The following is a 22,978-nucleotide window of genomic DNA, read 5'->3' as shown; positions in this document are numbered from 1 at the left end:
CCTACCCTTTTCCGTTAAAGATGGTGGCGACGCCTGCACGGTCGTCTGTTTCGATGTCTTCGACCCACAGACGCAGATCAGTGATTTCGGCATCCGCTGCGGCATCCTGTGGGCGCGCAATCACGTAGACACGGGCCTGCAAAGTCTCGTTGGCAGGAACGGTCACGTGGTTGGGCACGGCCCCCGTCGTTTCAACATCAATGCGCAGAATGTCGTCTGAAGTGAGCATGACGCGGAATTCGCGATCATCTGCGGTCAGATTACGAATACGCAGCGTGTAGGTGTTGCGCACTGACCCATCCGACAGGGTGACAAACTGCGGATTGCGGATCGGTTCCACCGTCAGATCGATGTCCGACCGAACAAACAGCGCATAGACAAGCGCGACGCCAATCAGGCTCCACATCGCGGTATACAGGATGGTGCGAGGGCGCAGAACGTGCTGCCACAAGGGGCGCGGTGGCGCGCCCGCGGTTTCGCGTTCTTCATCGGCAAGGGCAAGGTAGTCGATAAGGCCACGCGGCTTGCCGATCTTTTCCATGATGTCGTCGCACGCGTCGATGCACAGCGCGCAGGTTATACACTCCATCTGCTGCCCATCACGGATGTCGATACCGGCGGGGCAAACGTTGACGCAGGCCATGCAGTCTATGCAATCGCCCAAGTTTTCCGCGCCTTCGGCTTTGCGATGCTTGCCGCGCGGCTCGCCTCGCCAGTGGCGATAGGCGACCGTCAGCGTGTCATTGTCCATCATCGCCGCCTGAATACGCGGCCAGGGGCACATGTAATTGCAAACCTGCTCGCGCATAAATCCGCCAAAGACGAACGTGGTCGCCGTCAGAACCAAAACGGTGGAATAGGCCACCAGTGGCGCCTGAAACGTAAAGAGTTCGACCAGCAATGTGGGGGCGTCAGCAAAATAGAACACCCAAGCGCCACCTGTCGCCATCGCTATAATGAACCAGACAACCCACTTGGTAATGCGCAGGCGCGCTTTGTGCGCAGACCATTTTGCATTCCAAAGGCGGACCCTCGCGTTGCGGTCTCCTTCGATCCAGCGCTCCACAAGGATAAACAAGTCGGTCCAGACCGTTTGCGGGCAAGCATAGCCACACCAAACCCGGCCCAGCGCCGAGGTGAACAGGAAAAGTCCCAGACCAGCCATTATCAAAAGGCCCGCAACGAAATAGAATTCGTGGGGCCAAATCTCGATCCAGAAGAAGTAAAACCTGCGCCCCGCAAGATCGATCAGGACGGCCTGATCAGGCAGGTTGGGACCTCGGTCCCAGCGGATGAAGGGGGTCAGATAATAGATGGCAAGGGTCACCCCCATGATCCACCACTTGAGCGTGCGATAGCTGCCTTTGACGCGCCGAGGAAAGATCGGCTCGCGCGCAGCATAAAGAGCGGGCGGTGTGTCCGGTGTTTGTGTCATATTCAACTGTCCTGTTCGTTATAACACATTGCAGATGATTTGGGATGATTGCTTTGACTTGGATCAACAGGGCCCAATAATGGTCCCGGCCCCCGCTAGGTACGAACAGGACAGGGGCCGGGTTGGCTACGCTCCTCCCATGGGGGGGCAAGTAATTGCCCCATCGCAGCGCAGCCTATTGGCGAATCGGCTTATTCGCCGCCGCCAAGTTGGTGCAGATAAAGCGTGACCGCTTTTATCTGTGTTTCGTCCAGACGCGGGCCCCATGCGGGCATGACGCCAAAGCGCGAGTACGTGATTGTCTCCGTCAGGGTCTCGCGGTCGCCGCCATAAAGCCAGATCGCGTCCGTCAGGTTGGGCGCACCCAACTCGCGGATGCCCTCACCAGCATCGCCGTGGCAGGCAGTGCATTGTTCGACGAACAACGGGGCGCCCTGTTCGGCAAGGCCCGCATCATGTTCCTGACCGGATATCGACAGCACGTATTCCACCGACGCCGCGATTTCCTCCTTTTCAAAGATGTCACCAAAGGCGGGCATCTCTGTCCAACGGGCATCCGGGTCGGTTTCGTTGCGAATGCCGTGACGCACGGTGTATTCGATGTCGTCCAGCGTGCCGCCCCACAACCAGTCATCGTCCAGCAGGTTGGGATAGCCTGCCGCCTGCACACCGGCAGCACCTGATCCGTGACATTGCGAGCAATTGGCAAGGAAGACAGACGCCCCTCCGGCCACGCCGTAGCGGTACGCCGGATCATCAGGGGCCAGTGCAGCCAAATCCGCCGAAGCCAGACGCATGGAAACCTCGGCATTCTGTGCCTCGACCACTGCGATCTGTTCGACCACCTCGGCGCGGGTCGAATACCCCAGCACCCCGGACGTGGCCGAGTTGATCATCGGCCAGGCTGGAAAGGCGATTGTGTAGGCAACACCCCACACAATCGTGCCGTAAAAGCACCACAGCCACCAGCGCGGCAATGGATTGTTCAATTCTTTGATCCCGTCCCAGTCATGGCCGGTCGTATCGACGCCGGTTGCGTCATCTATGTCTTTTTGGTCAGCCATTACTTGGCCTCCATGTCTTGGGATTGGACCTCGCCATCATTGCGAAAGGGAATGTTGGCGGCCTCTTCGTTGGCGGCCCGCGCACTGGGGCGGAACGCATACAGACACGCGGCGATGTAAAAAATCACCATCGCAAGCAGGACCCAGCTGTCAGCCAGTTCGCGCAGGAAAGAATAGGTATCCATGGTTCAGTCCTCCGTTAGCGGCTTGCGTCTGGGGTGAAGGTCGAAAAGTCGACCAGTGTGCCCAGCATTTGTAGATAAGCGATCAGAGCATCCATCTCGGTCAGCTCGGGCTGACCATCAAAGTTAGACACGACCGCACCGGGATACCGCTCAACAGTGGCATCCCAATCCGAGTCCGGATCACCCTGCGCCTTGAAGTCGAACAGCGCGTTTTCGATCATCTCCTCGGTGTAGGGAACGCCGACGAATGCGTGCGTGCGCACCAGATCTTCGATGTGCTCGCCGTCGATCCGCGTGCGTCCAAGGAACTCATACTTTGGCATGATCGATTCCGGCACGACGGATTGCGGATCGTTGAGATGATCCACATGCCATGCGTCCGAATACCGCCCACCGACCCGGGCCAGATCAGGCCCGGTGCGTTTGGATCCCCACTGGTGCGGGTGGTCGTACATCGACTCCGCGGCCAGTGAATAGTGCCCATAGCGTTCCACCTCGTCGCGCATGGGGCGGATCATCTGCGAGTGGCACACATAGCACCCCTCACGAACATAGATGTCCCGTCCCGCCAGCTCCAAGGGGCTGTAAGGGCGCATGCCTTCCACCTCTTCGATAGTGTTTTCAAGGTAGAAGAGGGGCGCGATTTCCACGATTCCCCCGATGGAGACCACCAGAAGCGAACCAACGAACAAGAGCGTCGGGCTGCGTTCAAGGGCTTTGTGTTTGTCCAGAAAGGCCATTTTCGCTCTCCTTTACGCAGCTTGAGGAGTTTGTGCGGGTGGGGTGGCCACTGCGACGGGTTTGCCGCCGCGAATGGTCATCCACATGTTCCACACCATGATGATACCGCCTACGAGGTAGAGAACCCCGCCCAGACCACGCACAACATACATCGGGAACTTCGCGCTCACGGTGTCAGCGAACGAGTTCACGAGGAACCCTTGGGCATCAACTTCACGCCACATCAAGCCTTCCATGATGCCGGTGACCCACATGGACGCCGCATAAAGAACGATGCCAATGGTCGCGAGCCAGAAGTGCCAGTCGATGGCCTTCATCGAGTACATCTGTGCCCGACCCCACAGTCTTGGTGTGAGGAAGTACAGAGCCCCAAAGGTAATCATGCCGTTCCAGCCAAGCGCGCCAGAATGAACGTGACCAATCGTCCAGTCGGTGTAGTGCGACAGCGAGTTCACTGCGCGGATCGACATCATCGGACCTTCAAAGGTGGACATGCCATAGAACGCGAGGCTGATCACCATCATCCGGATGATCGGATCGGTGCGCAACTTGTCCCACGCGCCTTGCAGCGTCATCAGACCGTTGATCATGCCACCCCAGCTGGGCATCCACAGGATGATGGAGAACACCATGCCAAGGGTCGAGGCCCAGTCCGGCAGGGCAGTGTAATGTAAGTGGTGCGGACCCGCCCAGATATATAGAAAGATCAGCGCCCAAAAGTGGATGATGCTGAGCTTGTAGCTGTAAACAGGACGCTCAGCCTGTTTGGGAATGAAATAGTACATCATTCCCAGGAACCCGGCCGTTAGGAAGAAACCGACCGCGTTGTGACCATACCACCACTGCGTCATCGCATCCTGCACACCGGAGAACACCTGCACTGATTTGGAGCCCAGAAGGGAGACCGGAATGCTCAGGTTGTTGACGATGTGCAGCATCGCAACGGTGATGATGAACGACAAAAGGAACCAGTTGGCGACGTATATGTGTTTCTCTCGCCGCTTGAAGATGGTGCCAAGGTAGACCGCCAGAAAAGAGACCCAGACGACAGTCAGCCAGATGTCAACATACCACTCAGGCTCGGCATATTCCTTGGATTGCGTCGCGCCCAGCAGGTACCCTGTGGCGGCCAGCACAATGAACAACTGATAGCCCCAGAACACGAACCACGCGAGGTTGCCGCCCCAGAGGCGCGCCCCGCACGTCCGTTGGACGATATAGAAAGAGGACATGATCAACGCATTGCCCCCAAAAGCAAAAATCACCGCACTGGTGTGCAGCGGGCGCAGTCGTCCGAAATTTGTAAAAGGTTGGCCCCAGTCAAAATTAAGCGCCGGAAAGGCCAGCTGGAAGGCGATAAAAACCCCCGCCAGAAACCCGACGATCCCCCAGAACCCCGTGGCTATGACGCCTGCGCGTACAACGCTGTCAAGGTAACCGGTGTCGTCCACAACCGCTTTTGTGTTTCCGATCTGGCGTACCTGCCAGATGAACATTCCGCCGGCGATCACCATAATCAGCGCAGCGTGCACTTTGTAGGCCAGATCATGTCCCCAGTCCGCTGCAATAGCAGCAAGAATGGCAATCAAGCCAAGTGCAATCAGTTTGACATAATCTAACATGAGACTTCCTTTGTCGTTTTGCGCGGCCCCTGAATGAGGGGCTGCACACCTGTTCGCAATTATCGGTGATAAAGCGGTGCCTGGACACCCGCGTTGATCTGGATCAAGGCGGTGTCGATTAACGGATCACATGCACCGCGCAATGTGCATGACGCACGACCCAAGCCGCCGTCGAGCCAAGCAGCATGTCGGACATAACCGGACGGTGCGACGGGATGACGATGCAGTCGACCCCGGTTTCATCCGCCCAGTTGGTGATACTGCGCCCAGTGGGCCCGTCAATGACCACGACGCGCGCATTTGCAACATCGCCCAGCAATTCGTTCAGTTTAGCACGTGCTGCGTCGCGCGTCTCGGTCACGAACGTGGCAGGAACATAATCGGTCACGTAGACTGGCACTTGCTCCATCACGTGCAAAAAGGTGATTGCGCCCCCCTCGGCTGCGATCCGGTTGGCGATGTCGATGGCACCGGCCACGTCCTTTTCTGCGTCAAACGCAACTGGAATCAGAATGTTCTTGTACATGATTGTCCCCTTCGTCTTTAGCTTTGGTCAAAAGGGATAGTGCGCGCCGGGAGCGTACGCGTTGATGTGAATCAATCAGGGATCAGAACAGGGTTCCGCCGTCCCCATCATCGCCGCTTTCAAATAACAGCCCTTCCAAGTCGGGAATGCGCACAACCCGGTTGCCATCCAGATCAATCACCCCGTCCTTTCGCAAACCGGTAAACTGACGGCTCACAGTTTCGATGGTCAGACCAAGGAAGTTCGCCATGGTTTCGCGACTGATCGGCAACTCGATCCGGGTGATGTCACCCATCACCTTGCCATCAGGGTGCATGGTGCGCTTGGCGATCAGCATCAATAGGCTGGCGATCTTTTCACGGGCTGTTTTGCGGCCCAAAAGCAGCATCCAGTCGCGCGCCGCGTCCAATTCATCCAGCGCCATTTCCAACAGGCGCTGTTGCACGGCCGGGATTTCCATCAACAGGATTTCAAACGGTTTGCGCTGAAAACAGCACAAGGTCACGTCAGACACAGCCGTCACATTGTACTGCAACGTTTCGCGGCCGGGGCGACCAATAAAGTCTGAGGGCAGCAAAAGGCCCACCATCTGCGTGCGACCGTCCTCGATCACCCGTTCCAGCGTCGCAGTGCCCGAAACGACCGAGGCTACACTGTCCAAAGCGTCCCCGCGCATCGCAATGGTCTGGCCCGCCGTGTAGGATTTGTAAAACTTGATGTCGTTCAACCGTTCCAATTCGTCATTGTCGCAGCGTGCGCAAACCGCACGATGACGGATCGGACAAGACGAACAGCTCGGGACAGCGACAAGATCTAAATCCATTCGTCAGGCCCTTTGATCTGCATCAAGGAAAGGTTCAGGATCAAAGGTCATCGTACCTATATGAAACATGTTTCCGACCTCTCTCGTCTAGGCTTGTTTGACGCAAAGGTCCCGCGATTCACCAGCTATCCGCCCGCCAACTGGTTCAGTGACGGTGTGGATGCAGACTGCACGCGTACTTGGCAATCCGATGCTCCTAAGAATGCAGAGATTTCGCTCTATGTCCACATTCCCTTTTGCCGCAGACTCTGCTGGTTCTGCGCATGTCGCACGCAAGGCACCCGCAACGACGCGCCTTTAGCCCCCTACGTGAGCCGGGTTTTGACCGAAGCACGCGACGTTCGCGTGCAATTTGTAAATGGGGTCAAGCCACGCCGACTGCACCTTGGCGGGGGCACGCCCACAATCCTGTCGGCCGATCTTCTTGACACTTTACTCAGCGGCCTCGACGACATTTGGGGGCTTGAAAATCTCCAAGAATTCTCAGTCGAAGTCGACCCGACGGATGTAGGCCCTGCCCGCCTTGATATACTTGCATCACATGGCATTAGCCGCGCCAGTCTCGGCATTCAGGACTTTGATCCGCAGGTCCAGGATGCAATCGGACGAGTCCAGTCACGCGACCTGACCCAAAAGGTTGTCGGTCAACTGCGCGACCGCGGGATTGAGGCGCTGAATTTCGACCTTCTCTATGGTCTGCCGTTCCAAACTGCCCGGACACTGGATGCAACAATCGAGGCCGCACTCGAGATGCAGCCCAGCCGCATTGCCCTGTTTGGCTATGCGCATGTGCCGTGGATGTCCAAACGTCAGGTGCTGATCCCCAGCGATGCCCTACCCGATCCCAAAACCCGCCTTGCCCTGTTTGATCAGGCGCGGCGCAGGCTTTTGGGACGGGGATATATCCAAATCGGGATCGACCACTTTGCCCTGCCCCACGATCCACTGGCGCAGGCCTATTACGCCAAAACGCTAAAACGCTCGTTTCAGGGCTACACAGATGACACCTCGCCTTACCTGATCGGGTTGGGTGCATCCGCCATCTCGACCTACCCGGACGGCTTTGCCCAAAATATTCCGGTGACCGGGCAGTATGCGAACAAGATCGACGCAGGCGAGGCCGCCACGTGGCGCGGTTATACGCTGGATGCGCGCGATCACCTCAAGGCCAATCTGGTCGAACAGCTGATGTGCTATCACGGCGTTGATCTGAGTGCGGCGCAACGCGCCGACGCAGAACTGATGGCAGACATCGACCGTGTTGCCGACCACTTTGACGGGGCGGTCAATTGGGATGGGCAGAGCCTGTCCATCAACCGTTGGGCACACCCGCTGGTGCGTCTGATCGCCGTTCAACTGGTCACCCCAAGTGCGGTCACCTCGGGCGAACGCATCTACAGCGCCGCGATCTAGGCGCGTCTTGTGCGCATAAGACGTCCCACGGATAATGAGTTAGCCCACCTGCCCCATACGGCTTGCCAAGGCGCGCAATTTCACGCCTGATGGCGCGCGTATGAGGAGAGCGGGATGTCAAACTGGATCACACTGGACTGCAATGGCACCCCACACTGTCGGCACGAAAACGGGTTCGCCTGCTTTGAGGGCAAATTCTACCTTTTTGGCGGGCGGCGCATTCAGCCTGTCGACATCTTTGACCCCAAAACCAACACATGGACGCACGGTGCGCCGCCACCGCTGGAGATCCATCATTTCCAACCCGTCATCGTCGGGCACCAAATCTGGCTCCTTGGGACCATGACCGGGGTGTTCCCCCGCGAAACGCCTCTGGAAACGGTCTTCATTTACGAACCTGGCACAGATCGCTGGCTGGAAGGTCCGTCCATTCCTCCCACGCGCCGCCGCGGGGCCTCAGGCTGCGCCTTGCACAGCGATGGCTGGATCTATGTGGTCGGCGGCATCGTCGACGGGCATCATGCGGACACACAGGCGTGGTTTGACCGCATCCATCCCGACACCGGCGCATGGGAAATCCTTCCCGACGCACCGAACAAGCGCGATCACGCGCCCTGCGCCATTGCAGGCAACGCCCTATATTTCTTTGGCGGACGCGAGACCGGGCGGCACAACGGGACGGACTACAACCAACTGTTCTTTGACACGATTGGCGATGTGGACGTGTTCGATTTCACGACACAGACGTGGTCCGTGCACCCCGAACCCCTTCCGATCCAGACAGCGGCAGGAGGCACCGGAGTTCTCGGCGGTAAAATCCATTACGTCGGGGGCGAGGCCGGACGGATGGAAGCGTTCACTGACATGCAGATATTCGAACCCGAGAGCGGGCAATGGGCGCTCGGCGCCCCTTTGAACCGGGCGCGCCATGGGACCAATTGTTGCGTGCATGATGGCAAATTATGGATTGCAGCAGGCAGTGGCGCACGCGGCGGAGAACCCGAACTGACCAGCATAGAAGTCATCGCGATCGAGTAGCGAGGGCTATTAGTGCCCGCCCTCATATTTCGACCAGTCGATTTTACGGAATTGCCAAAGAGCGATTGCGCCCAACCCTAAAAAGATGGCCGCCCAGCCCAAATTGCCCATCAGCGCCTCGAACCCGCCCCATCCGAAACAGACGGCCAGGGTCAACGTGCGCCGCAAAGGTTGCGCAAAGAATGCGTGGTCCAGATTGATGAACTTGTCGATCATGCGCCCAGGCTCCGATCCAGCGTGCCATCTTCGATCCAGCCATCTAGCACCGAAAGTGCCGCCTCGGCAAAAGCGGCGTCGTTGATGTGACAGTCCAGCACCGACAATTTGACCGGGTCCGTCACCGCATGTTCCATCTCATCTGCCATCGCGGCCAGCGCTTCCGGATCATAGGTGGCACCGCCTTCAATGTCCCATGCCTCGACCCCTCCGCGCGGCGTCAGCACATGCACCGGCCCCTTGGCCGCGTCGAGCCGCGCCACAATATCACGCACCAGCGCACGGCGTTCATCGCCGTTCAGCCCCGAGGATTTGATGAGGCGGTTGTGAGCATGAAACGGACGGTCCGAATAGGCGCCCGGAATCTCCTGCCAGCCCGCAAAATCAATCAGATCAGCACAGCCCGGCGCCACGATCTGCGGAATGCCCATGTCCCCTGCCCCGCGCAAACGATCCGGGCCGGAGTTCACGACCGACCCGACCATCAGATTGGCCAGTTCCGGCAGCGCAAAATCCATCACCGCGGCAAAATACCCCTGACGCGCCAGTGCCTCGAATGCCATGCCACCCATGCCCGTGGCGTGAAAAACAGCCACATCAAACCCGCGCGCATCCAATGGGGCGCGCAACAGTTTCATGTAGGACAGGCAGGACGAGCCAAGGCTGGTCATCCCGATCACAGGCCGTGTGGATACAGGCGGTTCCACCGCCCGCGCAGCCCCCAACACAGCCCCCGCCGCTTGGGACAGCGACGACTTACAGACCGCGTTCAGCCCATAAAGCCCCCCGGCCCACAAGATCATCTGAATGTCAGGCGACAACCGATCCGGTGGGATCAGCGGAGAAAAAGAAACCGTAGAGACGATGTATTTCGGCACCCCCAACGGCAGCGCCTGCGCGCAATCCAGTGCAAGGTCCGTGCCCATCGTGCCGCCCAGCGCGATCATACCGTCGATCCGCCCTGCACTGTGCAATTGCGTACACAACAGCGCGGCGCCACGCGCCATGATCTGCATCGCTGTATTTTCGTCCTCTGATCCAATCGCTGCCTCAATCGAGGAGCCGCCCGCCTCAGCCACATCATGTTTGGAGATGTCACAAGGCGCGCTTGGGTCCCCCAACACGCTTACATCCATGCTCAGCACGTCACCGCCTTGGGCACGGATACGCCCCGCGACATAGGCAAGTTCTTCATCCTTGGTGTCGTAAGTCCCGATCACAAGGATAGTTTTGGAGACACTCATAGCTGGATCCACGCCGTTTTGAGATTGCGGTACTTATCCATCGCATGGGGGGATTTGTCATGCCCATTGCCCGACTGCCCATGTCCACCCAACGGTACGCTGATGTCCGCCCCGCCATAGGTGTTCACATGCACAACCCCGGCCCGCAGCCGCGACACCATGCGATGCGCGCGGCTGATATCGCGGGTAAACACAGCAGCGGCAAGGCCGTAACTTGTGCCATTCGCCAACGCGACCGCTTCGTCCTCGGTGTCAAAGGGTTGGACCGCCAGCACAGGGCCAAAGATTTCGCTCTGCACCAGAGCGCTGTTTTGCGGGGTGTAATCAAACAGCGTCGGGCCGATGTAGAACCCACCGGTTTCAGCGGCGATACGCGTGCCGCCCATCCGCAGATCAGCGCCATCAGCGACAGCCCTGTCGCACGCCGCCAGAATAGCGTTCATCTGCACCTCGGACGCGATGGCCCCCGCATTGGTGCGCAAATCCAACGGATCGCCGACGCGCATAGCCAAGGCATGGGCCATGACCCGCTCGACAAATTCAGCATGGATCGACCGTTCGATCAGTAGCCTAGAGCCTGCCACGCAGACCTGCCCGCTGTTGCGGAAAATCCCTCCAGCCGCCACCGCCGCCGCACGGTCCAGATCAGGCGTGTCGGCAAAGACGACGTTCGGCGACTTGCCGCCAAGTTCCAGATAGACCCGCTTAAGGTTGGATTGCGCCGCGTATTCCAGCAGCTTGCGCCCCACACCGCCAGAGCCCGTGAACGCCAGAACGTCCACATCCATATGGCGCGCCAAGGCCGCCCCCGCGGCCTCACCCGTTCCGGTCACGACATTCAAAACACCATCGGGCAGACCGGCTTCATGACAAATCTCGACCATCCGCAGCAGAGAAAGAGAGGCCACCTCGGCCGGCTTCAACACAACAGAGTTGCCCACCGCCAAGGCCGCCGCAATCTTCCACGCCCCAATCATCAGCGGGAAATTCCACGGAACGATCACGCCGACAACGCCCACAGGTTCATGATGGACAAGGCCCAGCGTGCCGGGGGCGGTCGGGGCGATTTCGCCATATTCCTTGCCGCAAAGTTCGCCGTAATAGCGGAACGTGCCCGCCGCGCTGCCGGGTTCGGCCTTGCGTGCCATGGAAATTTCGGTGCCGTTGTCGCGCACGCCCAGAACGGCAAGCGCATCCGCCTCGGCCTCGATTGCATCCGCGATCTTTTGCAGGACACGCCCGCGCGCCGTTGCGGCCAGACCGGACCAGCGCCCATCCTCGAAGGCGGCGCGGGCCGCTGCAACGGCACGGTCAATCTCGGTCTGTCCACCTGCCGCAATCTCCGTCAGGGGCTGGCCGTCAATGGGCGAAACAACGGCCAAGGTCGCCCCATCTGCTGACGGACCTGACACCCCACCAATGATGTGCAGTCCTGCTGTCACAGAACGCTGGCGCAGGTCGTCAATTCGGCTTTGATCAATCATCTGAAGGGCCCTTCGCAATGCCAATTGGTTCACTATTTGAACCATCGGTGCAATAATTCTGCCTCAGGCCTTACATCCCTGTCAACGGCATCATTGGGCAGGCACATCCTCGGGCGGAACGGATCGGATAAAGTGGTGCCAGCCCAGCAAAAGCGCGGCGGCAACAAGACCGACTGTCATGATCAGTGGCGTTTTCCAAAGCACCAAAACAGCCAAAAGCAGACGCAACCCCACCTCCCACTGCGCGATGCGCAGCCGGTCGAACCGTGCCAGTGCAGAGGCCACCAAATAAAGACACAAGGCAATTCGGGCGAGCAACAGGCTCAACTGGCCCCAGTCGACCACACCCGTGTATCCCTCGATCAGTTCCCGCTGTCCGGCGTCATTGGCGATGGTCACCGCCTGTTCGATCAACAGCAGTTCGGGATACCACGCAAAGACAAAAGGAATGGTGAACATCACAATGCCCACCCGGACCGCCGCCAGCCCAGTGCGCATCGGCTCACCGCCGGTGACAGATGCGGCGGCAAAAGCGGCCACAGCCACAGGCGGCGTGATGGCCGACGCCACCGCAAAGTAGAACACAAACATATGGGCCGTGAAAAAGCTGACGCCCAGATTTGCCAAAAGCGGGCCCAGCAACAGGGCGACGTTCACATACGCGGGCACCGTGGGCATACCCATCCCCAGCAGGATTGCGCACAGCATCGCACAGACCAGTGCCAGCATCAGGTAAACGCCACCCACAATCGGAATTTCGAGGCCAAACAGCCGCAGCACAGTGACCTTTTCCAGCCACGACGTGACGGCGCGCGTCAACTCTCCGGTCAGCCCGCTTTCATTAAGAAAGGCAGCAATGATCGACACCGCAAAAAGCAGCAGAAACAAGCGGGACAACAAGATGCCGCCCTCGGCCAACGACACCAGCACCCGCGATGGCATGGCCCGCGTCCCCGGATCCAGAAACAGCAGCGGGACAAGCACAGCAACAGCCCACCACCCGGCAGAAATCGCATCACCCGTTGCGTTCACGATTGTCTGCACCAGCACGCTGTCCGCACCAAAAATCCAGCCCAAAGGCCCCTCGGCCACGCCGTCTTTGCTGCCCAGCAAAAGAAACAGGATCGTGAGGATCGGCAAAAAGATGATGACCAGATTGTACCAGTCCTGCCGCTCCATCATCAAATCCTCGGGCACTTCGCGCATCGCCGCGACCTTTTCGCGCCGAGACTGGAACATGACCGCCAAAAAGATCGAGAAAAAGAAACAGATCGCAGGCAAAAACGCCGCCGTAATGACATCTGTATAAGGCACTGCCGTCAGAGCCACGAGAACAAAGGCAGCCACGCCCATCACCGGCGGCATGATCTGCCCACCAGACGAGGCCGCGGCTTCAACACCGCCCGCAAAATACTTGCTGAACCCATTGCGCAGCATCATCGGAATGGTCAGGCGGCCTGTGGAAAGAACATTGGTGACCGGCCCACCGGTGATGGTGCCAAACATGGCCGACGACACGATGGCCGCATGTGCAGGCCCACCGCGCAAATTTCGGGTCAACCGCACCGCCAGCTTGATGAGGGATGTCCCCCCCGCCGACGTGCCAAAGAGCGCGCCAAGGATCACGTAAGGGAAAACCTGATTGACCACGATATCCATGAAACGGCCCATGAACCCATCCGGCGATATGAACACATTGGTGGCCTTCTGCGTGGCCGCATCCATCACGTTGCCGCCATCAGCCCCCAGCTTGGTCAGCAAGAAATTGTTGTCCGACAGATCGAACATCCAGATCAGCGCAGTGGCCACAGTATAAAACACCACAAGGCTCGCCACGATCACAAGCGGCAGGCCCCACACCCGCACATTATAAAGGAAAAACAGGGTGATGATGGTGAACAGCAGCGGGATCGTCCAAAGTCCAAAGCGGGCCTGACAAGACGGCACCTCTGCCTCGAAAGAGATGCCCGGGATCACATCAGCCGAATTGGCTGCATCCTCGGCAATCAGACGGGCGCGCTCTCCGGTGATCTGGTCGATCAGGCATACGCTGTCGATCTCCACCAGATAGCCAAAGGCACCCAGAAACGCGGCCAGCAACAGACCAAGGTCCAGCAACAGGCCAAGCCACGCGCGCTCGGGTCTCTCTCGTTTCCACGTCCGGTACACGCTGGCGTCAAAGACCACGATGGTCATCATCAGGAAAAATATCGGCGGAAAGAAGTATTCGGTGGCGAACCCCGAAATGCGCAAGAGAGGGATGCCCGTCGCCTCACGTGCCCAGGCTTGCAGGCCTGCAATCTCGGGCAGCGTATTGATCATCCCTACAACGACCAGAACCAACGCCAGCCCCATCGCGATGCGTTGGCCTGTCGTACGCACGTTTGGATCGAACTCGGTCATGGGGCGCGTACCAATCGGGGGTTTGGACCCGGCCAAAACAGTCGGGTCCGGATCACTTAGGGACGCAGGCAGTCCGCCACCGTGTGGCCCTTGGCCTCATAGGCGCGGATGGCACCGGGGTGCATCTTGATCTTTACAGCACCGCAAGCGCCTTGGCTGACACCATCAATATCGCCAAAGGTCAGGTTCAGGTGCGGGCCCATGGGCGCACCCTCTTCAAACCGCGACTGTGCATCCAACATTGTAGTCACGATGTCGAACACCAGATCCTCGTCCATGCTCGCCCGAACAATCTCGGCAAAGGCGGTGGAATAGGTGTCAAAGGTGTCGTCATCGGTCACGATGGTGACGTCGTTGCCCTCATAGGCAGCGCGATAAACATCGACAGGGACGGAAAATGGCGCATGGCCCGGCGCTTTGACGATTTGCTGGCCCAACTCGCTGTTCAGCAGATCCGACGGAACGTCAAACAGGGTGATTGCGCCTGCGGCGGAAAACTGAATTTCGCGGCCACCGGGCAGAGCGGATGGAATGCTCCATGCTTCAACTGCGCCACCGGTGATCGTGGATACGGCATCTGGCCAAGGGGTTTGCACGCCCTCATACCCTTCGCCATCTTTTATGCCGCCCAGCAACTGGATCATCGCCCGTCCCGAGGTCAACGCCGCACCGCGTGGTGGGCCGTTCCAGATGCGCAATCCGTCTAGCTTGCGAATGTCGGCCACAGGTTTTGAATCGTAGTACCCAAAGGTCTGGTGCGCTGCGGCATGGAAATAAAGCGCGCGAATCTCAGCCGCCAACTCAGCGCCCTGTTCCTTACCGACGCCACTGTATGGGCCAATTCCGCGCGATAGCAGGAAGGGCAAAATCAAAGGCGCCGTGGTCACATCGAGACGCCCCTCGGCCACGGCCTGAACCGAATTGGTGAGCGTGGCTCCCTCGGTCATCTGCAAATTCGCCACGCCAGCACTGTCCAGTGCAGCGGCAAAAGTGGTCGACACATAGTGCGCCCCTCCGCCCGGCGATGAAGTTTCTGCGGTCAACGTGACCTGTGCGGCCACGCTTAGCGGTGCAAGCACGCAGGCCGCCCCAATCAATGCGGTCTTAAACATGAGTATTCCTCCCGTCAGTGGTGCGCCCCTCCCCGAGGCACCTTGCCCCGTATCCGGGGTCTCATGATTCAGAGTTGCAGACATTATATGACTTGTCACGTAATTTTATTCAGTGTCTACTAAACACAAGGGACGGAACAGTATGACAGAGCGGCCAAGCACCCAAAAAGACCGGATAGAAAAGCGCCGCGCCTACGAGGCGAAGAACCCGTTTTCCCGCATGGATTCAGCGCATCATGCCTCGCGCCAGCAAGGCCTGCACATCCTTCAACAGTCAGCCGGTCTGACAACGGTAGAGTGGCGTGTGCTGTGGGATCTGCACGAGGCCGGGCCAATGACGATCCGCGATCTGGCTCAAATCCAGCGCTCTGACCCGTCCCTGATCAGCCGCGCGCTTCCCGCAATGGAGCGCAAGGGATTCGTGCGCATGACACGTGGCGAACACGATGGCCGTCAAGTGGTGGTCGAAATGGACACGGCAGGGTACGCCGCACACGCAGCCGCTTCCCCGGCAATGAAACGGCGGCGCGAGGCGCTGCGCAGCACCTTTTCCGAACAAGAGCTTTTAACCCTCGTCGACCTGCTCACACGGCTCGAAGACGCCTTGCGCGAACCCGTTGACGACATCCTCGAACCGAAGGTGACCCAATGACCAACCGCCCCAACGTCCTTTGGATCATGGCCGACCAACTGCGATTTGATTACCTCAGTTGCTATGGGCACCCGCACCTGCACACGCCGAATATCGATGCGCTTGCCGCGCGCGGTGTGAAGTTCACCAACACTTACGTTCAATCCCCGGTCTGCGGACCGTCGCGGATGTCAGCCTATACGGGACGGTATGTGCGCAGCCACGGTGCCACATGGAATGGCGTGCCCCTGCGCGTGGGCGAACCCACTTTGGGCGATCACCTGAGCGAGGTCGGCGCACGCGCCGTGCTGGTGGGCAAAACTCATATGGTGGCCGACCGTCCGGGCATGGCACGGCTCGGTATTGATCCGAACAGCGACATCGGGATCAAGGTTGCGCAATGCGGTTTTGAACCCTTCGATCGCGACGACGGGCTTCACCCCAACAGCCACCGACAGCGGTGGTCGGCCTATGACGACTACCTCGTGTCGCACGGCTTTGAATCCGACAACCCGTGGGAAGACTTCGCAAATTCCGGCTACGACAAAGACGGCAAATTAGTCTCTGGCTGGCTTTTGGAAAACTCGCACCTCAAGGCCAACATCCCCGAGGAACACTCAGAAACCGCCTACATGACCAACCGCGCGATGGAGTTCATGGAGGGGGCGATGGAAGATGGCAGGCCCTGGCTTTGCCACCTCAGTTATATCAAGCCGCACTGGCCCTATATCGTACCCGCGCCTTATCACAACATGTACGGGCCCGAACACGTGGTTGCCCCCATCCGTTCAGACGCAGAACGACAAGGCGCACACCCCTTCCTCGCCGCCCATCAGGACATCCGCGTCAGCCGATGCTTTTCCCGCGATCAAGTGCGCGAACACGTCATCCCAGCCTATATGGGGCTGATCAAACAACTTGATGACAATCTGGGACGTCTGTTCGAATGGATGGACGACAAGGGGCTAAGCGACAACACGATAATCGCTTTCACCTCAGATCACGGCGACTATCTGGGCGATCACTGGCTGGGGGACAAAGATTTCTACCACGATGTGGCAGCCAAAGTTCCACTGATCATCGCCGATCCAAGGCCCCAAGCCGATGGCACACGTGGCACAGAGTCGGCTGCTCTGATCGAGATGATCGACCTCGCTCCAACCTTCATGAACGCCCTTGGCTGTGCGCCAAAACCGCAAGTGATCGAAGGGCGCGACCTGACCCCCCTCCTGCACGGAACGGACGGCTTCTACCGGCGCTACGTGATCAGCGAATATGACTACTCAGGCTTTGAAATGGCGACCGCCCTCAACGTCGAACAGCAAGATGCGTTCTCCAAGATGATCTTTGATGGACGCTGGAAATACGTGCACCTCAACGGGTTTGACCCGGTTCTGTTCGATCTGGAAACCGACCCGGACGAGGTGCAGGACTTTGGCACCTCAGACGCGCCCGAACATGTGGCCGTGCGCGCGCGCCTGAAAGACGCGATGTTTACATGGTCCATGCGCCACCACACCCGCGTGACGGCCACTGAAGAGGTTGTCGCAAGCCTGAAGGTTGCCACGCAAACCGGTATTCTGATCGGGTTTTGGGATGAGGCCGAGTACGAAGCAGACGCAGGCAAAGCGTTTTCCAGCCTGACGCCACCCGGACCGCCCCGCGCGTCCGTGCTGACGGAAAAATAGACCTCGGTGCGCTGCGCAGTGAAGGGCGGGTTTGAGCCCGAAGCGGACATGCACCGGTGCCCGTTCGCAGTCAAAAACGATCTAAGGCACGGTCTTGATATCTGCTGATTGTGCTGTCAAGGGTTGCTTGCACAAGATGTAGGAGGCGGACTTGCGAATTCTGAACTTGACGGTGATCGTTGGTGCCGGTCTGGCTTTGCAGCTCCTTTTGCATACAAGCCTTTTGGCTGGCCCTATTGAGGATGAAGTCAAGCGACTATCGACATCGTTCAACACAAGTGATGAAGAACTTTTCGGCGATGCCAAGCTGGACACCGCCCTTATGATACCGCGGTTTTATGAACAGCGCGGCTTCACCACGGGATGGCACGGGTCAGGCAACGAACAAGAGCTCCTCACAGAACTGAACCGCGGTGTTGACCAAGGTTTCCTTCCCACAGATTTCAATCTCGCACTACTCTACGAACTTCAGGAAAAAGCAAAGTCAGGAGAACCCGACGATATTGCAACCTTCGATCTGGTCGCAACCGACGCGGCTATAAAACTGATCCATCACATGGTCTTCGGCAAGGTCGATCCGTCAAAGCTTGACAGCTCATGGAACTTCTCCAAGCCGGTTATTCAGAGCGAACCGTCGACTGTCTTGAATGAATATCTTGACGGAGAAGGCTTCAGCGCCCTCATGAAGCGCATTTATCTTGGTGTCACGCAATACCATCAACTTGTTGATGCCTTGGAGACCTACCGCAGCATTGAGCTCAACGGCGGTTGGCCCTTCGTACCGGATGAAACAGTTTTAAAGCCCGGGATGACCCACCCTGCTATGGCCGTTCTACGCGAGAGGCTTATCCGCGAAGGTGTGCCGCAAGAAACAAACTTTCAGACATCTGCAACAGTGGGCGGCGAAGACATTTATGATGACGCCTTGGTTGAAGCAGTCAAAGCGTTTCAAACCCGTCATGGCCTTGAAGCCGACGGTGTGGTCGGGCCCAGATCGTTTCAATCTTTGAACCGCAAAGCCAGCGAACGCGTTGACCAGCTGCGGCTAAGCCTCGAGCGCGCGCGCTGGCTAATGCGCGAACTCGCCGACGAATTCGTTCTTGTCAATATTGCCGGCGCACGCACTTATTTCATTAAGGGTGACACTGTTTGGAGCACACGTTCTGTGACTGGGTCGGCCTATCGCAAAACACCAGTTTTCCGCGACGACATCCAGTATATGGAGTTTAATCCCACCTGGACCGTACCCGCCTCAATTTTCCGAAAGGACAAACTGTCGCGCATCCGAAATGACCCGGAGTATCTGGCACGTAACGACTACAAGGTGGTGAGGAGTAGTGACCGCGCGCCAGTGAATGCCGCGTCTGTCAATTGGGCGTCAGATAGTCCTGGAGTGACTCTTGTGCAGCAGCCAGGACCGAACAATGCGTTGGGACGCGTGAAGTTTATGTTTCCAAATGAGTACGCAGTTTACCTGCACGATACCAACCAAAAGGAACTGTTCGATCGAAACGACCGAAATCTAAGCTCTGGCTGTGTGCGGCTTGAACATCCATTTGAGTTTGCAAGCCTTCTGATGGAAGGCCAACCGAACTGGAATAACGAACGCATGAACTCAATTCTGGACAGCGGTAAGACCACACGGATCGAACTGGACAAACCCGTTCCCGTTCTTTTGACGTATTGGACAGCATGGGTTGAGACGGGAAACGTTCACTTCCGCGAAGATCCCTATGAAAGAGACGCTCCGATACTTGAGGCTCTGAACCGGTAGTATCGCCATTTTACGATGTCTTATTTTTCTTTATCACTTTTTGGCACCAAACTCCGCGATTGCCAGCGCGATGAATTCTAGAGGCAGTACGGTCCGCCGTGCGGTCCTTCGTTTGCGTTGGGACCAATGGCTGCTTCGTCCGCATAGCAGTCATTCAAACAGAGTGCAGAGAATGACCGCTTCGAACCCAAGGCAGACGCTTTCTTTCCAAGAACTTGTGACCAAAGAAATCGCTCCTTGCTATTTTCACCAGTGAAATGGAAACTCTGCATGACGAACTTTTATTGAGGTTACAAAAATGAAATCAGCTAACGACTACCTGGAAGAAGCAAATGCCGCTGTGCCCAGAATTTCAACGGACGATGGCATCAAAAAGCACATGGATGGACAATCTGTTTTCGTTGATGTCCGAGATAGCGCCGATATCGCGAAGACCGGCACCATTGCCGGTGCTGTTTTGGTTGCACGTGGCATGCTCGAGTTTAAGGCGGATGACACTCACCAACTCCACAATCCGGCCTTAAAAAGGGATGCGGACATTGTTTTGGTTTGCGGCGCCGGTGGCCAGGCCGCGCTTAGCGGCAAAACTCTTGTGGAAATGGGGTTTGAAAATGTGTCGAATGTTGGCGGTATCTCTGCTTGGAAGGACGCAGGCGGTCCGATGGAGCAAGTCTGACACGCTCGAGGTTGATATCGAATAGGGCAAGCAATCGATCGCCGGTAGTTCGATTGCAAGGGCAGCGCCGGTCGACAAGGCCGGCCCGCCATCATCATTTCCGCAACTAAGGACCAAATTCTATGAGCCCGCTGAAAATGGTTCACTTCTCTGACATCCTATGCATCTGGGCCTTTATCGGACAGTCGCCTCTCTATCGGCTCGCTGAGCAGTTTGGCGACCAAGTAGATATCGAAGTGCACTACACTTCGGTGTTTCCAGATACCAAAGCAAAGATTTCCAAACTGTGGGGAAACAAAGGTGGCTTTGACGGGTATACCCACCACGTGCAGGACGTGGCGCGTGGCTTTGACGCCATAAAGGTAAATCAGAAAGTCTGGTCCGAAACCCGACCACTCTCCTCGGCCAGCCCGCATCTTTTTCTGAAAGCAGTGGAGCTGGCGGCTCAAGACGATTGCACACCAGACTATCGATCGCGTCTGTCTGTGAAAGCCGCAAGAGCACTTCGTTCTGCATTCTTTGAGGACGCACAAGACATCTCTGACTGGTCCGTTCAAAAAGACGTTAGCGAAGGCATCGGACTAGAGTTTTCTGATGTCCGTAAAAGGATCAAAACGGGTGAAGCTATGGCAAAGCTGACAAGCGATTATGATTTAGCCCAAACGACAGGGGTAAAAGGCAGCCCAACTTACGTGATCAACAATGGTCGGCAGATACTATTTGGAAACATAAGCTACGCCATTCTTGAGGCGAATGTTGCCGAGGTTCTCAAGGAGCAAAATCAATTGAAAGCCAGTCCTTGCTGAGAACGAGCGAAAGGCGGCTTCGGCCATAACTCAGTTATCGAAGTACCACATAACGGACCGCTTTTTCCGGTCGCTTAATAGGCGCAGAGCCTAAGAGGCGCGCGCGCTGAAGCGTGCTGCTGTGCTGACCGCAACGCGGGCCGTCAGTGCCGCCACCGAACTGCGCTCCAGCACCATCGGCCCGTCAAGGCTTGCGGGTGGGAAAATCGTCCATGTCTGTTTGTCGGCATTGGTCATCACGCTGATCGGATCAGCGTCCTGCACAGCGTTGCCCGCGCAGTACAACACTGACAGCATGCCTGCCGCAGCAGGATCGGAAAAGGCACGCACAGCAGATTCCGCCTCTGTCTTGGACAGGCCCAAGCGGACCATGCCACCAACCACATCATCCGGGCGCGCGGCCGCAGACCCATGCAAGGTGGTTAGCACTTTCTGCGTGGTCTCGACACGTGCCTCACTCCGCAGAGGCTCAAGTGTTGCGCCCACAAACCCGGCACAGGCTCCCGCCGCCGCCATCAGGTCGGAATAGCTGGTCATCTCGAACATGCCATCACCACACTGAATCAGACCAACAAAATAGATGCCCGCCGCGTGCACCGACAAACGCTGCACCCGGTTGCCAGAACGGCGTTCGCTGAGCAGCACAAGCGTCGGGTTCACAATGGTGAGTATGGCCGCCGTGATCGCAGGGATAAAGTTCAGGCCCGTTTCCGGATCGCCCACAAGGCGCCCCGCCGCGCGCAGACGCTCTTCGCCCTCCTTACCCCATTCCGTGGCATCGCCATCTTCGGGCAGGAACGGGGTGTCGCCCCATCCAATAATGCTGTCCACCTTGGCATAGGCGAAGGCGTAGGCGAGCTCAGAGGGATGAATTTCAATTGAGCTCATGACTTAATTCCAGACAAAGCTGGACATCGCGTCGAGCTTTTCCTTTGCCTTGGCCGCCATGGGCGGTCCGGGAATAGTCATGGCTGCATCGTAGACCTGTTCCGCGGCCTTGGCAGCTTTGCCAACAGCGTCCTCGATAGCGTTTGCTGTGTCGAGCGCCTCGCCCTCTTCGGGGCGCGCACCGTCCGGGTCGCTGCGGAACATGGTCATCATCTTGTCCACTGTGTTGGCCACCGCATCGCGCACGGACTTAAGTGCGTTTTCGACTTCAAGAACGGCGGCATCCGTTCGGTTGATAAAGTACTCGTCTCCGGCCTCCATCGTCCAGTGGGCGATCCCACTGATCTGTCCGGCCAGCGGATTGTCTGTACTCAGAAACTCAATATCACTGTCGAGGTAGTCATAGCCCGGCCCGTCATTGTGATACGTATTCAAGTACCCGGCGGCGTCATGTACAACGCCATGCAGCGCGATGGGGTTATCGATATCAAGGTGGAGCGCCAGATTGCCCGGTCCCACAAGCCCACCCGTCGGGTTGAGCATCGATCCAAACACCTCGTGAATCCCAAAACTGTCGCCCAGCACCTTGCCGCACAACAACTGTGCCCGAGAGGCCATGAAATCCTCGTGCATGCCCTCCTTCAAAGAGGGTGCCGCGTCTTCTTTTTTGTCCTTCGCCACGGTTTCCTGCTGCTTTTTCACAATCAGGAAGCGGTCGTAGTCTAGATTCAGCTTCTTTGAATCGGGTGGCGTGCCAACAACAGTCTCAAGGTCCTCCATCACCTCCTGGCGGGGCCTCTTGGGGAACCCTTTGGTGATCTCCTGCATCAGCTCTTTCATCTTGGGCTTGCCCTCGCCCTTGATCTCAACGGCACGCAGGTCGTCCATCGCTTCTTTACCGAACAGGGTATCGACATCGACTTTGGTCAGGTCGGTCTTGGCCAGTTCCTCAGGGGACAGTTTGGCAAGCGCTTCATTCTCGGCAGCACTCACTGGCGGGCAACACCCCAGATGCATCTTCAAAAACTCTGACTGGCGATCCGAAAGTCGAGGCAACAAAATCTCCGCACGTAAAAAAGGCAGTGCAACGCCGTTCAATACAGGCACTTAACGGCAATATGCGAAAATGCGCAACGGTCAGTGCGCCCATGCCCGCCCGTTTGCACCAGCTGGTTGTGCATTGCAGATATGCCCTGCTCGGATTTGTGG

21 protein-coding genes are annotated in these 22,978 nt (G+C 57.8%); 7 read left to right on the top strand and 14 right to left on the bottom strand.

Annotated elements, in window-relative coordinates:
* Nucleotide 1: 1 nt before the first annotated feature.
* The 7 genes from ccoG to fnrL all read right to left on the bottom strand — a co-directional run bounded on the left by ccoG (nucleotide 2) and on the right by fnrL (nucleotide 6,396).
* Nucleotides 2-1,435, bottom strand: a complete 1,434-nt coding sequence (gene ccoG, locus ABJD00_RS18185; protein ID WP_413831678.1) for a cytochrome c oxidase accessory protein CcoG — start codon at nucleotides 1,433-1,435, stop codon at nucleotides 2-4.
* A gap of 191 nt (nucleotides 1,436-1,626) precedes the next feature.
* Entirely contained in the window at nucleotides 1,627-2,499 is an 873-nt protein-coding gene (gene ccoP / locus ABJD00_RS18180; RefSeq protein ID WP_413831676.1) for a cytochrome-c oxidase, cbb3-type subunit III, read from the bottom strand.
* Entirely contained in the window at nucleotides 2,499-2,684 is a 186-nt protein-coding gene (locus ABJD00_RS18175; protein WP_413831674.1) for a cbb3-type cytochrome c oxidase subunit 3, read from the bottom strand. Before ABJD00_RS18175 ends, ccoP begins: the two co-directional genes overlap by 1 nt.
* Before the next feature lie 14 nt (nucleotides 2,685-2,698).
* Nucleotides 2,699-3,424: a cytochrome-c oxidase, cbb3-type subunit II gene (gene ccoO / locus ABJD00_RS18170; RefSeq protein ID WP_108837213.1), complete on the bottom strand. Its 726-nt coding sequence runs from the start codon at nucleotides 3,422-3,424 to the stop codon at nucleotides 2,699-2,701.
* A gap of 12 nt (nucleotides 3,425-3,436) precedes the next feature.
* On the bottom strand, nucleotides 3,437-5,047 hold the full coding sequence (gene ccoN, locus ABJD00_RS18165; protein WP_413831672.1) for a cytochrome-c oxidase, cbb3-type subunit I: 1,611 nt from the start codon (nucleotides 5,045-5,047) through the stop codon (nucleotides 3,437-3,439).
* 118 nt (nucleotides 5,048-5,165) lie between these two features.
* Complete coding sequence (locus ABJD00_RS18160) at nucleotides 5,166-5,573, bottom strand: universal stress protein (protein WP_413831670.1); 408 nt, start codon at nucleotides 5,571-5,573, stop codon at nucleotides 5,166-5,168.
* An 82-nt stretch (nucleotides 5,574-5,655) separates the two neighbouring features.
* Complete coding sequence (gene fnrL / locus ABJD00_RS18155; protein ID WP_413831668.1) at nucleotides 5,656-6,396, bottom strand: transcriptional regulator FnrL; 741 nt, start codon at nucleotides 6,394-6,396, stop codon at nucleotides 5,656-5,658.
* A gap of 60 nt (nucleotides 6,397-6,456) precedes the next feature.
* Between fnrL and hemN the strand changes: the two genes are divergently transcribed.
* Both hemN and ABJD00_RS18145 read left to right on the top strand, forming a co-directional pair.
* Complete coding sequence (hemN, locus tag ABJD00_RS18150) at nucleotides 6,457-7,809, top strand: oxygen-independent coproporphyrinogen III oxidase (protein WP_413831666.1); 1,353 nt, start codon at nucleotides 6,457-6,459, stop codon at nucleotides 7,807-7,809.
* 114 nt (nucleotides 7,810-7,923) lie between these two features.
* A complete protein-coding gene (locus tag ABJD00_RS18145; protein ID WP_413831664.1) occupies nucleotides 7,924-8,847 on the top strand; it encodes a Kelch repeat-containing protein in 924 nt (307 codons plus the stop codon).
* A 9-nt stretch (nucleotides 8,848-8,856) separates the two neighbouring features.
* Here the strand turns inward: ABJD00_RS18145 and ABJD00_RS18140 are convergent, their stop codons facing one another.
* From ABJD00_RS18140 to ABJD00_RS18120, 5 genes are all read right to left on the bottom strand, one after another.
* Nucleotides 8,857-9,063, bottom strand: a complete 207-nt coding sequence (locus ABJD00_RS18140; protein WP_108837218.1) for a hypothetical protein — start codon at nucleotides 9,061-9,063, stop codon at nucleotides 8,857-8,859.
* Nucleotides 9,060-10,307 (bottom strand): Tm-1-like ATP-binding domain-containing protein, encoded by a 1,248-nt coding sequence (locus ABJD00_RS18135; protein ID WP_413831662.1) that lies wholly within the window; start codon nucleotides 10,305-10,307, stop codon nucleotides 9,060-9,062. Before ABJD00_RS18135 ends, ABJD00_RS18140 begins: the two co-directional genes overlap by 4 nt.
* Nucleotides 10,304-11,791, bottom strand: coding sequence for an aldehyde dehydrogenase family protein (locus ABJD00_RS18130; RefSeq protein ID WP_413831660.1), 1,488 nt, complete (start codon nucleotides 11,789-11,791; stop codon nucleotides 10,304-10,306). The genes ABJD00_RS18135 and ABJD00_RS18130 overlap by 4 nt, the downstream gene beginning before the upstream one ends.
* Before the next feature lie 90 nt (nucleotides 11,792-11,881).
* The gene (locus tag ABJD00_RS18125) at nucleotides 11,882-14,194 is read right to left on the bottom strand and encodes a TRAP transporter permease (protein ID WP_413831658.1); all 2,313 of its coding nucleotides are present in this window, start codon (nucleotides 14,192-14,194) and stop codon (nucleotides 11,882-11,884) included.
* Between the two features lie 56 nt (nucleotides 14,195-14,250).
* The gene (locus ABJD00_RS18120; RefSeq protein WP_413831656.1) at nucleotides 14,251-15,306 is read right to left on the bottom strand and encodes a TAXI family TRAP transporter solute-binding subunit; all 1,056 of its coding nucleotides are present in this window, start codon (nucleotides 15,304-15,306) and stop codon (nucleotides 14,251-14,253) included.
* A 142-nt stretch (nucleotides 15,307-15,448) separates the two neighbouring features.
* On the opposite strand from ABJD00_RS18120, the gene ABJD00_RS18115 reads away from it, so the two are divergent.
* The 5 genes from ABJD00_RS18115 (at nucleotide 15,449) to ABJD00_RS18095 (ending at nucleotide 20,881) form a co-directional block, all read left to right on the top strand.
* Nucleotides 15,449-15,958, top strand: coding sequence for a MarR family winged helix-turn-helix transcriptional regulator (locus tag ABJD00_RS18115; protein WP_413831654.1), 510 nt, complete (start codon nucleotides 15,449-15,451; stop codon nucleotides 15,956-15,958).
* The gene (locus tag ABJD00_RS18110) at nucleotides 15,955-17,625 is read left to right on the top strand and encodes a sulfatase-like hydrolase/transferase (protein ID WP_413831652.1); all 1,671 of its coding nucleotides are present in this window, start codon (nucleotides 15,955-15,957) and stop codon (nucleotides 17,623-17,625) included. Before ABJD00_RS18115 ends, ABJD00_RS18110 begins: the two co-directional genes overlap by 4 nt.
* Nucleotides 17,626-17,776: 151 nt before the next feature.
* Entirely contained in the window at nucleotides 17,777-19,399 is a 1,623-nt protein-coding gene (locus ABJD00_RS18105) for a L,D-transpeptidase family protein (protein ID WP_413831650.1), read from the top strand.
* A 298-nt stretch (nucleotides 19,400-19,697) separates the two neighbouring features.
* Nucleotides 19,698-20,075 carry a rhodanese-like domain-containing protein gene (locus tag ABJD00_RS18100; protein WP_413831648.1) on the top strand — a complete coding sequence of 126 codons (378 nt, stop codon included), beginning with the start codon at nucleotides 19,698-19,700 and terminating at the stop codon, nucleotides 20,073-20,075.
* Between the two features lie 122 nt (nucleotides 20,076-20,197).
* A complete protein-coding gene (locus ABJD00_RS18095; RefSeq protein WP_413831646.1) occupies nucleotides 20,198-20,881 on the top strand; it encodes a DsbA family oxidoreductase in 684 nt (227 codons plus the stop codon).
* 90 nt (nucleotides 20,882-20,971) lie between these two features.
* Here the strand turns inward: ABJD00_RS18095 and ABJD00_RS18090 are convergent, their stop codons facing one another.
* Both ABJD00_RS18090 and ABJD00_RS18085 read right to left on the bottom strand, forming a co-directional pair.
* Nucleotides 20,972-21,769: a hypothetical protein gene (locus tag ABJD00_RS18090; RefSeq protein WP_413831644.1), complete on the bottom strand. Its 798-nt coding sequence runs from the start codon at nucleotides 21,767-21,769 to the stop codon at nucleotides 20,972-20,974.
* 3 nt (nucleotides 21,770-21,772) lie between these two features.
* Nucleotides 21,773-22,825 (bottom strand): hypothetical protein, encoded by a 1,053-nt coding sequence (locus ABJD00_RS18085; RefSeq protein ID WP_413831642.1) that lies wholly within the window; start codon nucleotides 22,823-22,825, stop codon nucleotides 21,773-21,775.
* Between the last annotated feature and the right edge of the window lie 153 nt (nucleotides 22,826-22,978).

It is taken from the genome of Tateyamaria sp. (assembly GCF_039945315.1).
Taxonomy (GTDB): Bacteria; Pseudomonadota; Alphaproteobacteria; order Rhodobacterales; family Rhodobacteraceae; genus Tateyamaria.
Note: the sequence above shows the minus strand (reverse complement) of the source record. Positions and strands in the feature narration are given on the sequence as shown.

Coding starts and splice junctions, on each gene's coding strand:
- ABJD00_RS18095 (WP_413831646.1), top strand. CDS start 20,198: ATGAGCCCGCTGAAAATGGTTCACTTCTCTGACATCCTATGCATCTGG.
- ABJD00_RS18175 (WP_413831674.1), bottom strand. CDS start 2,684: ATGGATACCTATTCTTTCCTGCGCGAACTGGCTGACAGCTGGGTCCTG.
- ABJD00_RS18160 (WP_413831670.1), bottom strand. CDS start 5,573: ATGTACAAGAACATTCTGATTCCAGTTGCGTTTGACGCAGAAAAGGAC.
- ABJD00_RS18140 (WP_108837218.1), bottom strand. CDS start 9,063: ATGATCGACAAGTTCATCAATCTGGACCACGCATTCTTTGCGCAACCT.
- ccoG (WP_413831678.1), bottom strand. CDS start 1,435: ATGACACAAACACCGGACACACCGCCCGCTCTTTATGCTGCGCGCGAG.
- ABJD00_RS18125 (WP_413831658.1), bottom strand. CDS start 14,194: ATGACCGAGTTCGATCCAAACGTGCGTACGACAGGCCAACGCATCGCG.
- hemN (WP_413831666.1), top strand. CDS start 6,457: ATGAAACATGTTTCCGACCTCTCTCGTCTAGGCTTGTTTGACGCAAAG.
- fnrL (WP_413831668.1), bottom strand. CDS start 6,396: ATGGATTTAGATCTTGTCGCTGTCCCGAGCTGTTCGTCTTGTCCGATC.
- ABJD00_RS18100 (WP_413831648.1), top strand. CDS start 19,698: ATGAAATCAGCTAACGACTACCTGGAAGAAGCAAATGCCGCTGTGCCC.
- ABJD00_RS18130 (WP_413831660.1), bottom strand. CDS start 11,791: ATGATTGATCAAAGCCGAATTGACGACCTGCGCCAGCGTTCTGTGACA.
- ccoP (WP_413831676.1), bottom strand. CDS start 2,499: ATGGCTGACCAAAAAGACATAGATGACGCAACCGGCGTCGATACGACC.
- ABJD00_RS18110 (WP_413831652.1), top strand. CDS start 15,955: ATGACCAACCGCCCCAACGTCCTTTGGATCATGGCCGACCAACTGCGA.
- ABJD00_RS18090 (WP_413831644.1), bottom strand. CDS start 21,769: ATGAGCTCAATTGAAATTCATCCCTCTGAGCTCGCCTACGCCTTCGCC.
- ABJD00_RS18120 (WP_413831656.1), bottom strand. CDS start 15,306: ATGTTTAAGACCGCATTGATTGGGGCGGCCTGCGTGCTTGCACCGCTA.
- ccoO (WP_108837213.1), bottom strand. CDS start 3,424: ATGGCCTTTCTGGACAAACACAAAGCCCTTGAACGCAGCCCGACGCTC.
- ccoN (WP_413831672.1), bottom strand. CDS start 5,047: ATGTTAGATTATGTCAAACTGATTGCACTTGGCTTGATTGCCATTCTT.
- ABJD00_RS18145 (WP_413831664.1), top strand. CDS start 7,924: ATGTCAAACTGGATCACACTGGACTGCAATGGCACCCCACACTGTCGG.
- ABJD00_RS18135 (WP_413831662.1), bottom strand. CDS start 10,307: ATGAGTGTCTCCAAAACTATCCTTGTGATCGGGACTTACGACACCAAG.
- ABJD00_RS18115 (WP_413831654.1), top strand. CDS start 15,449: ATGACAGAGCGGCCAAGCACCCAAAAAGACCGGATAGAAAAGCGCCGC.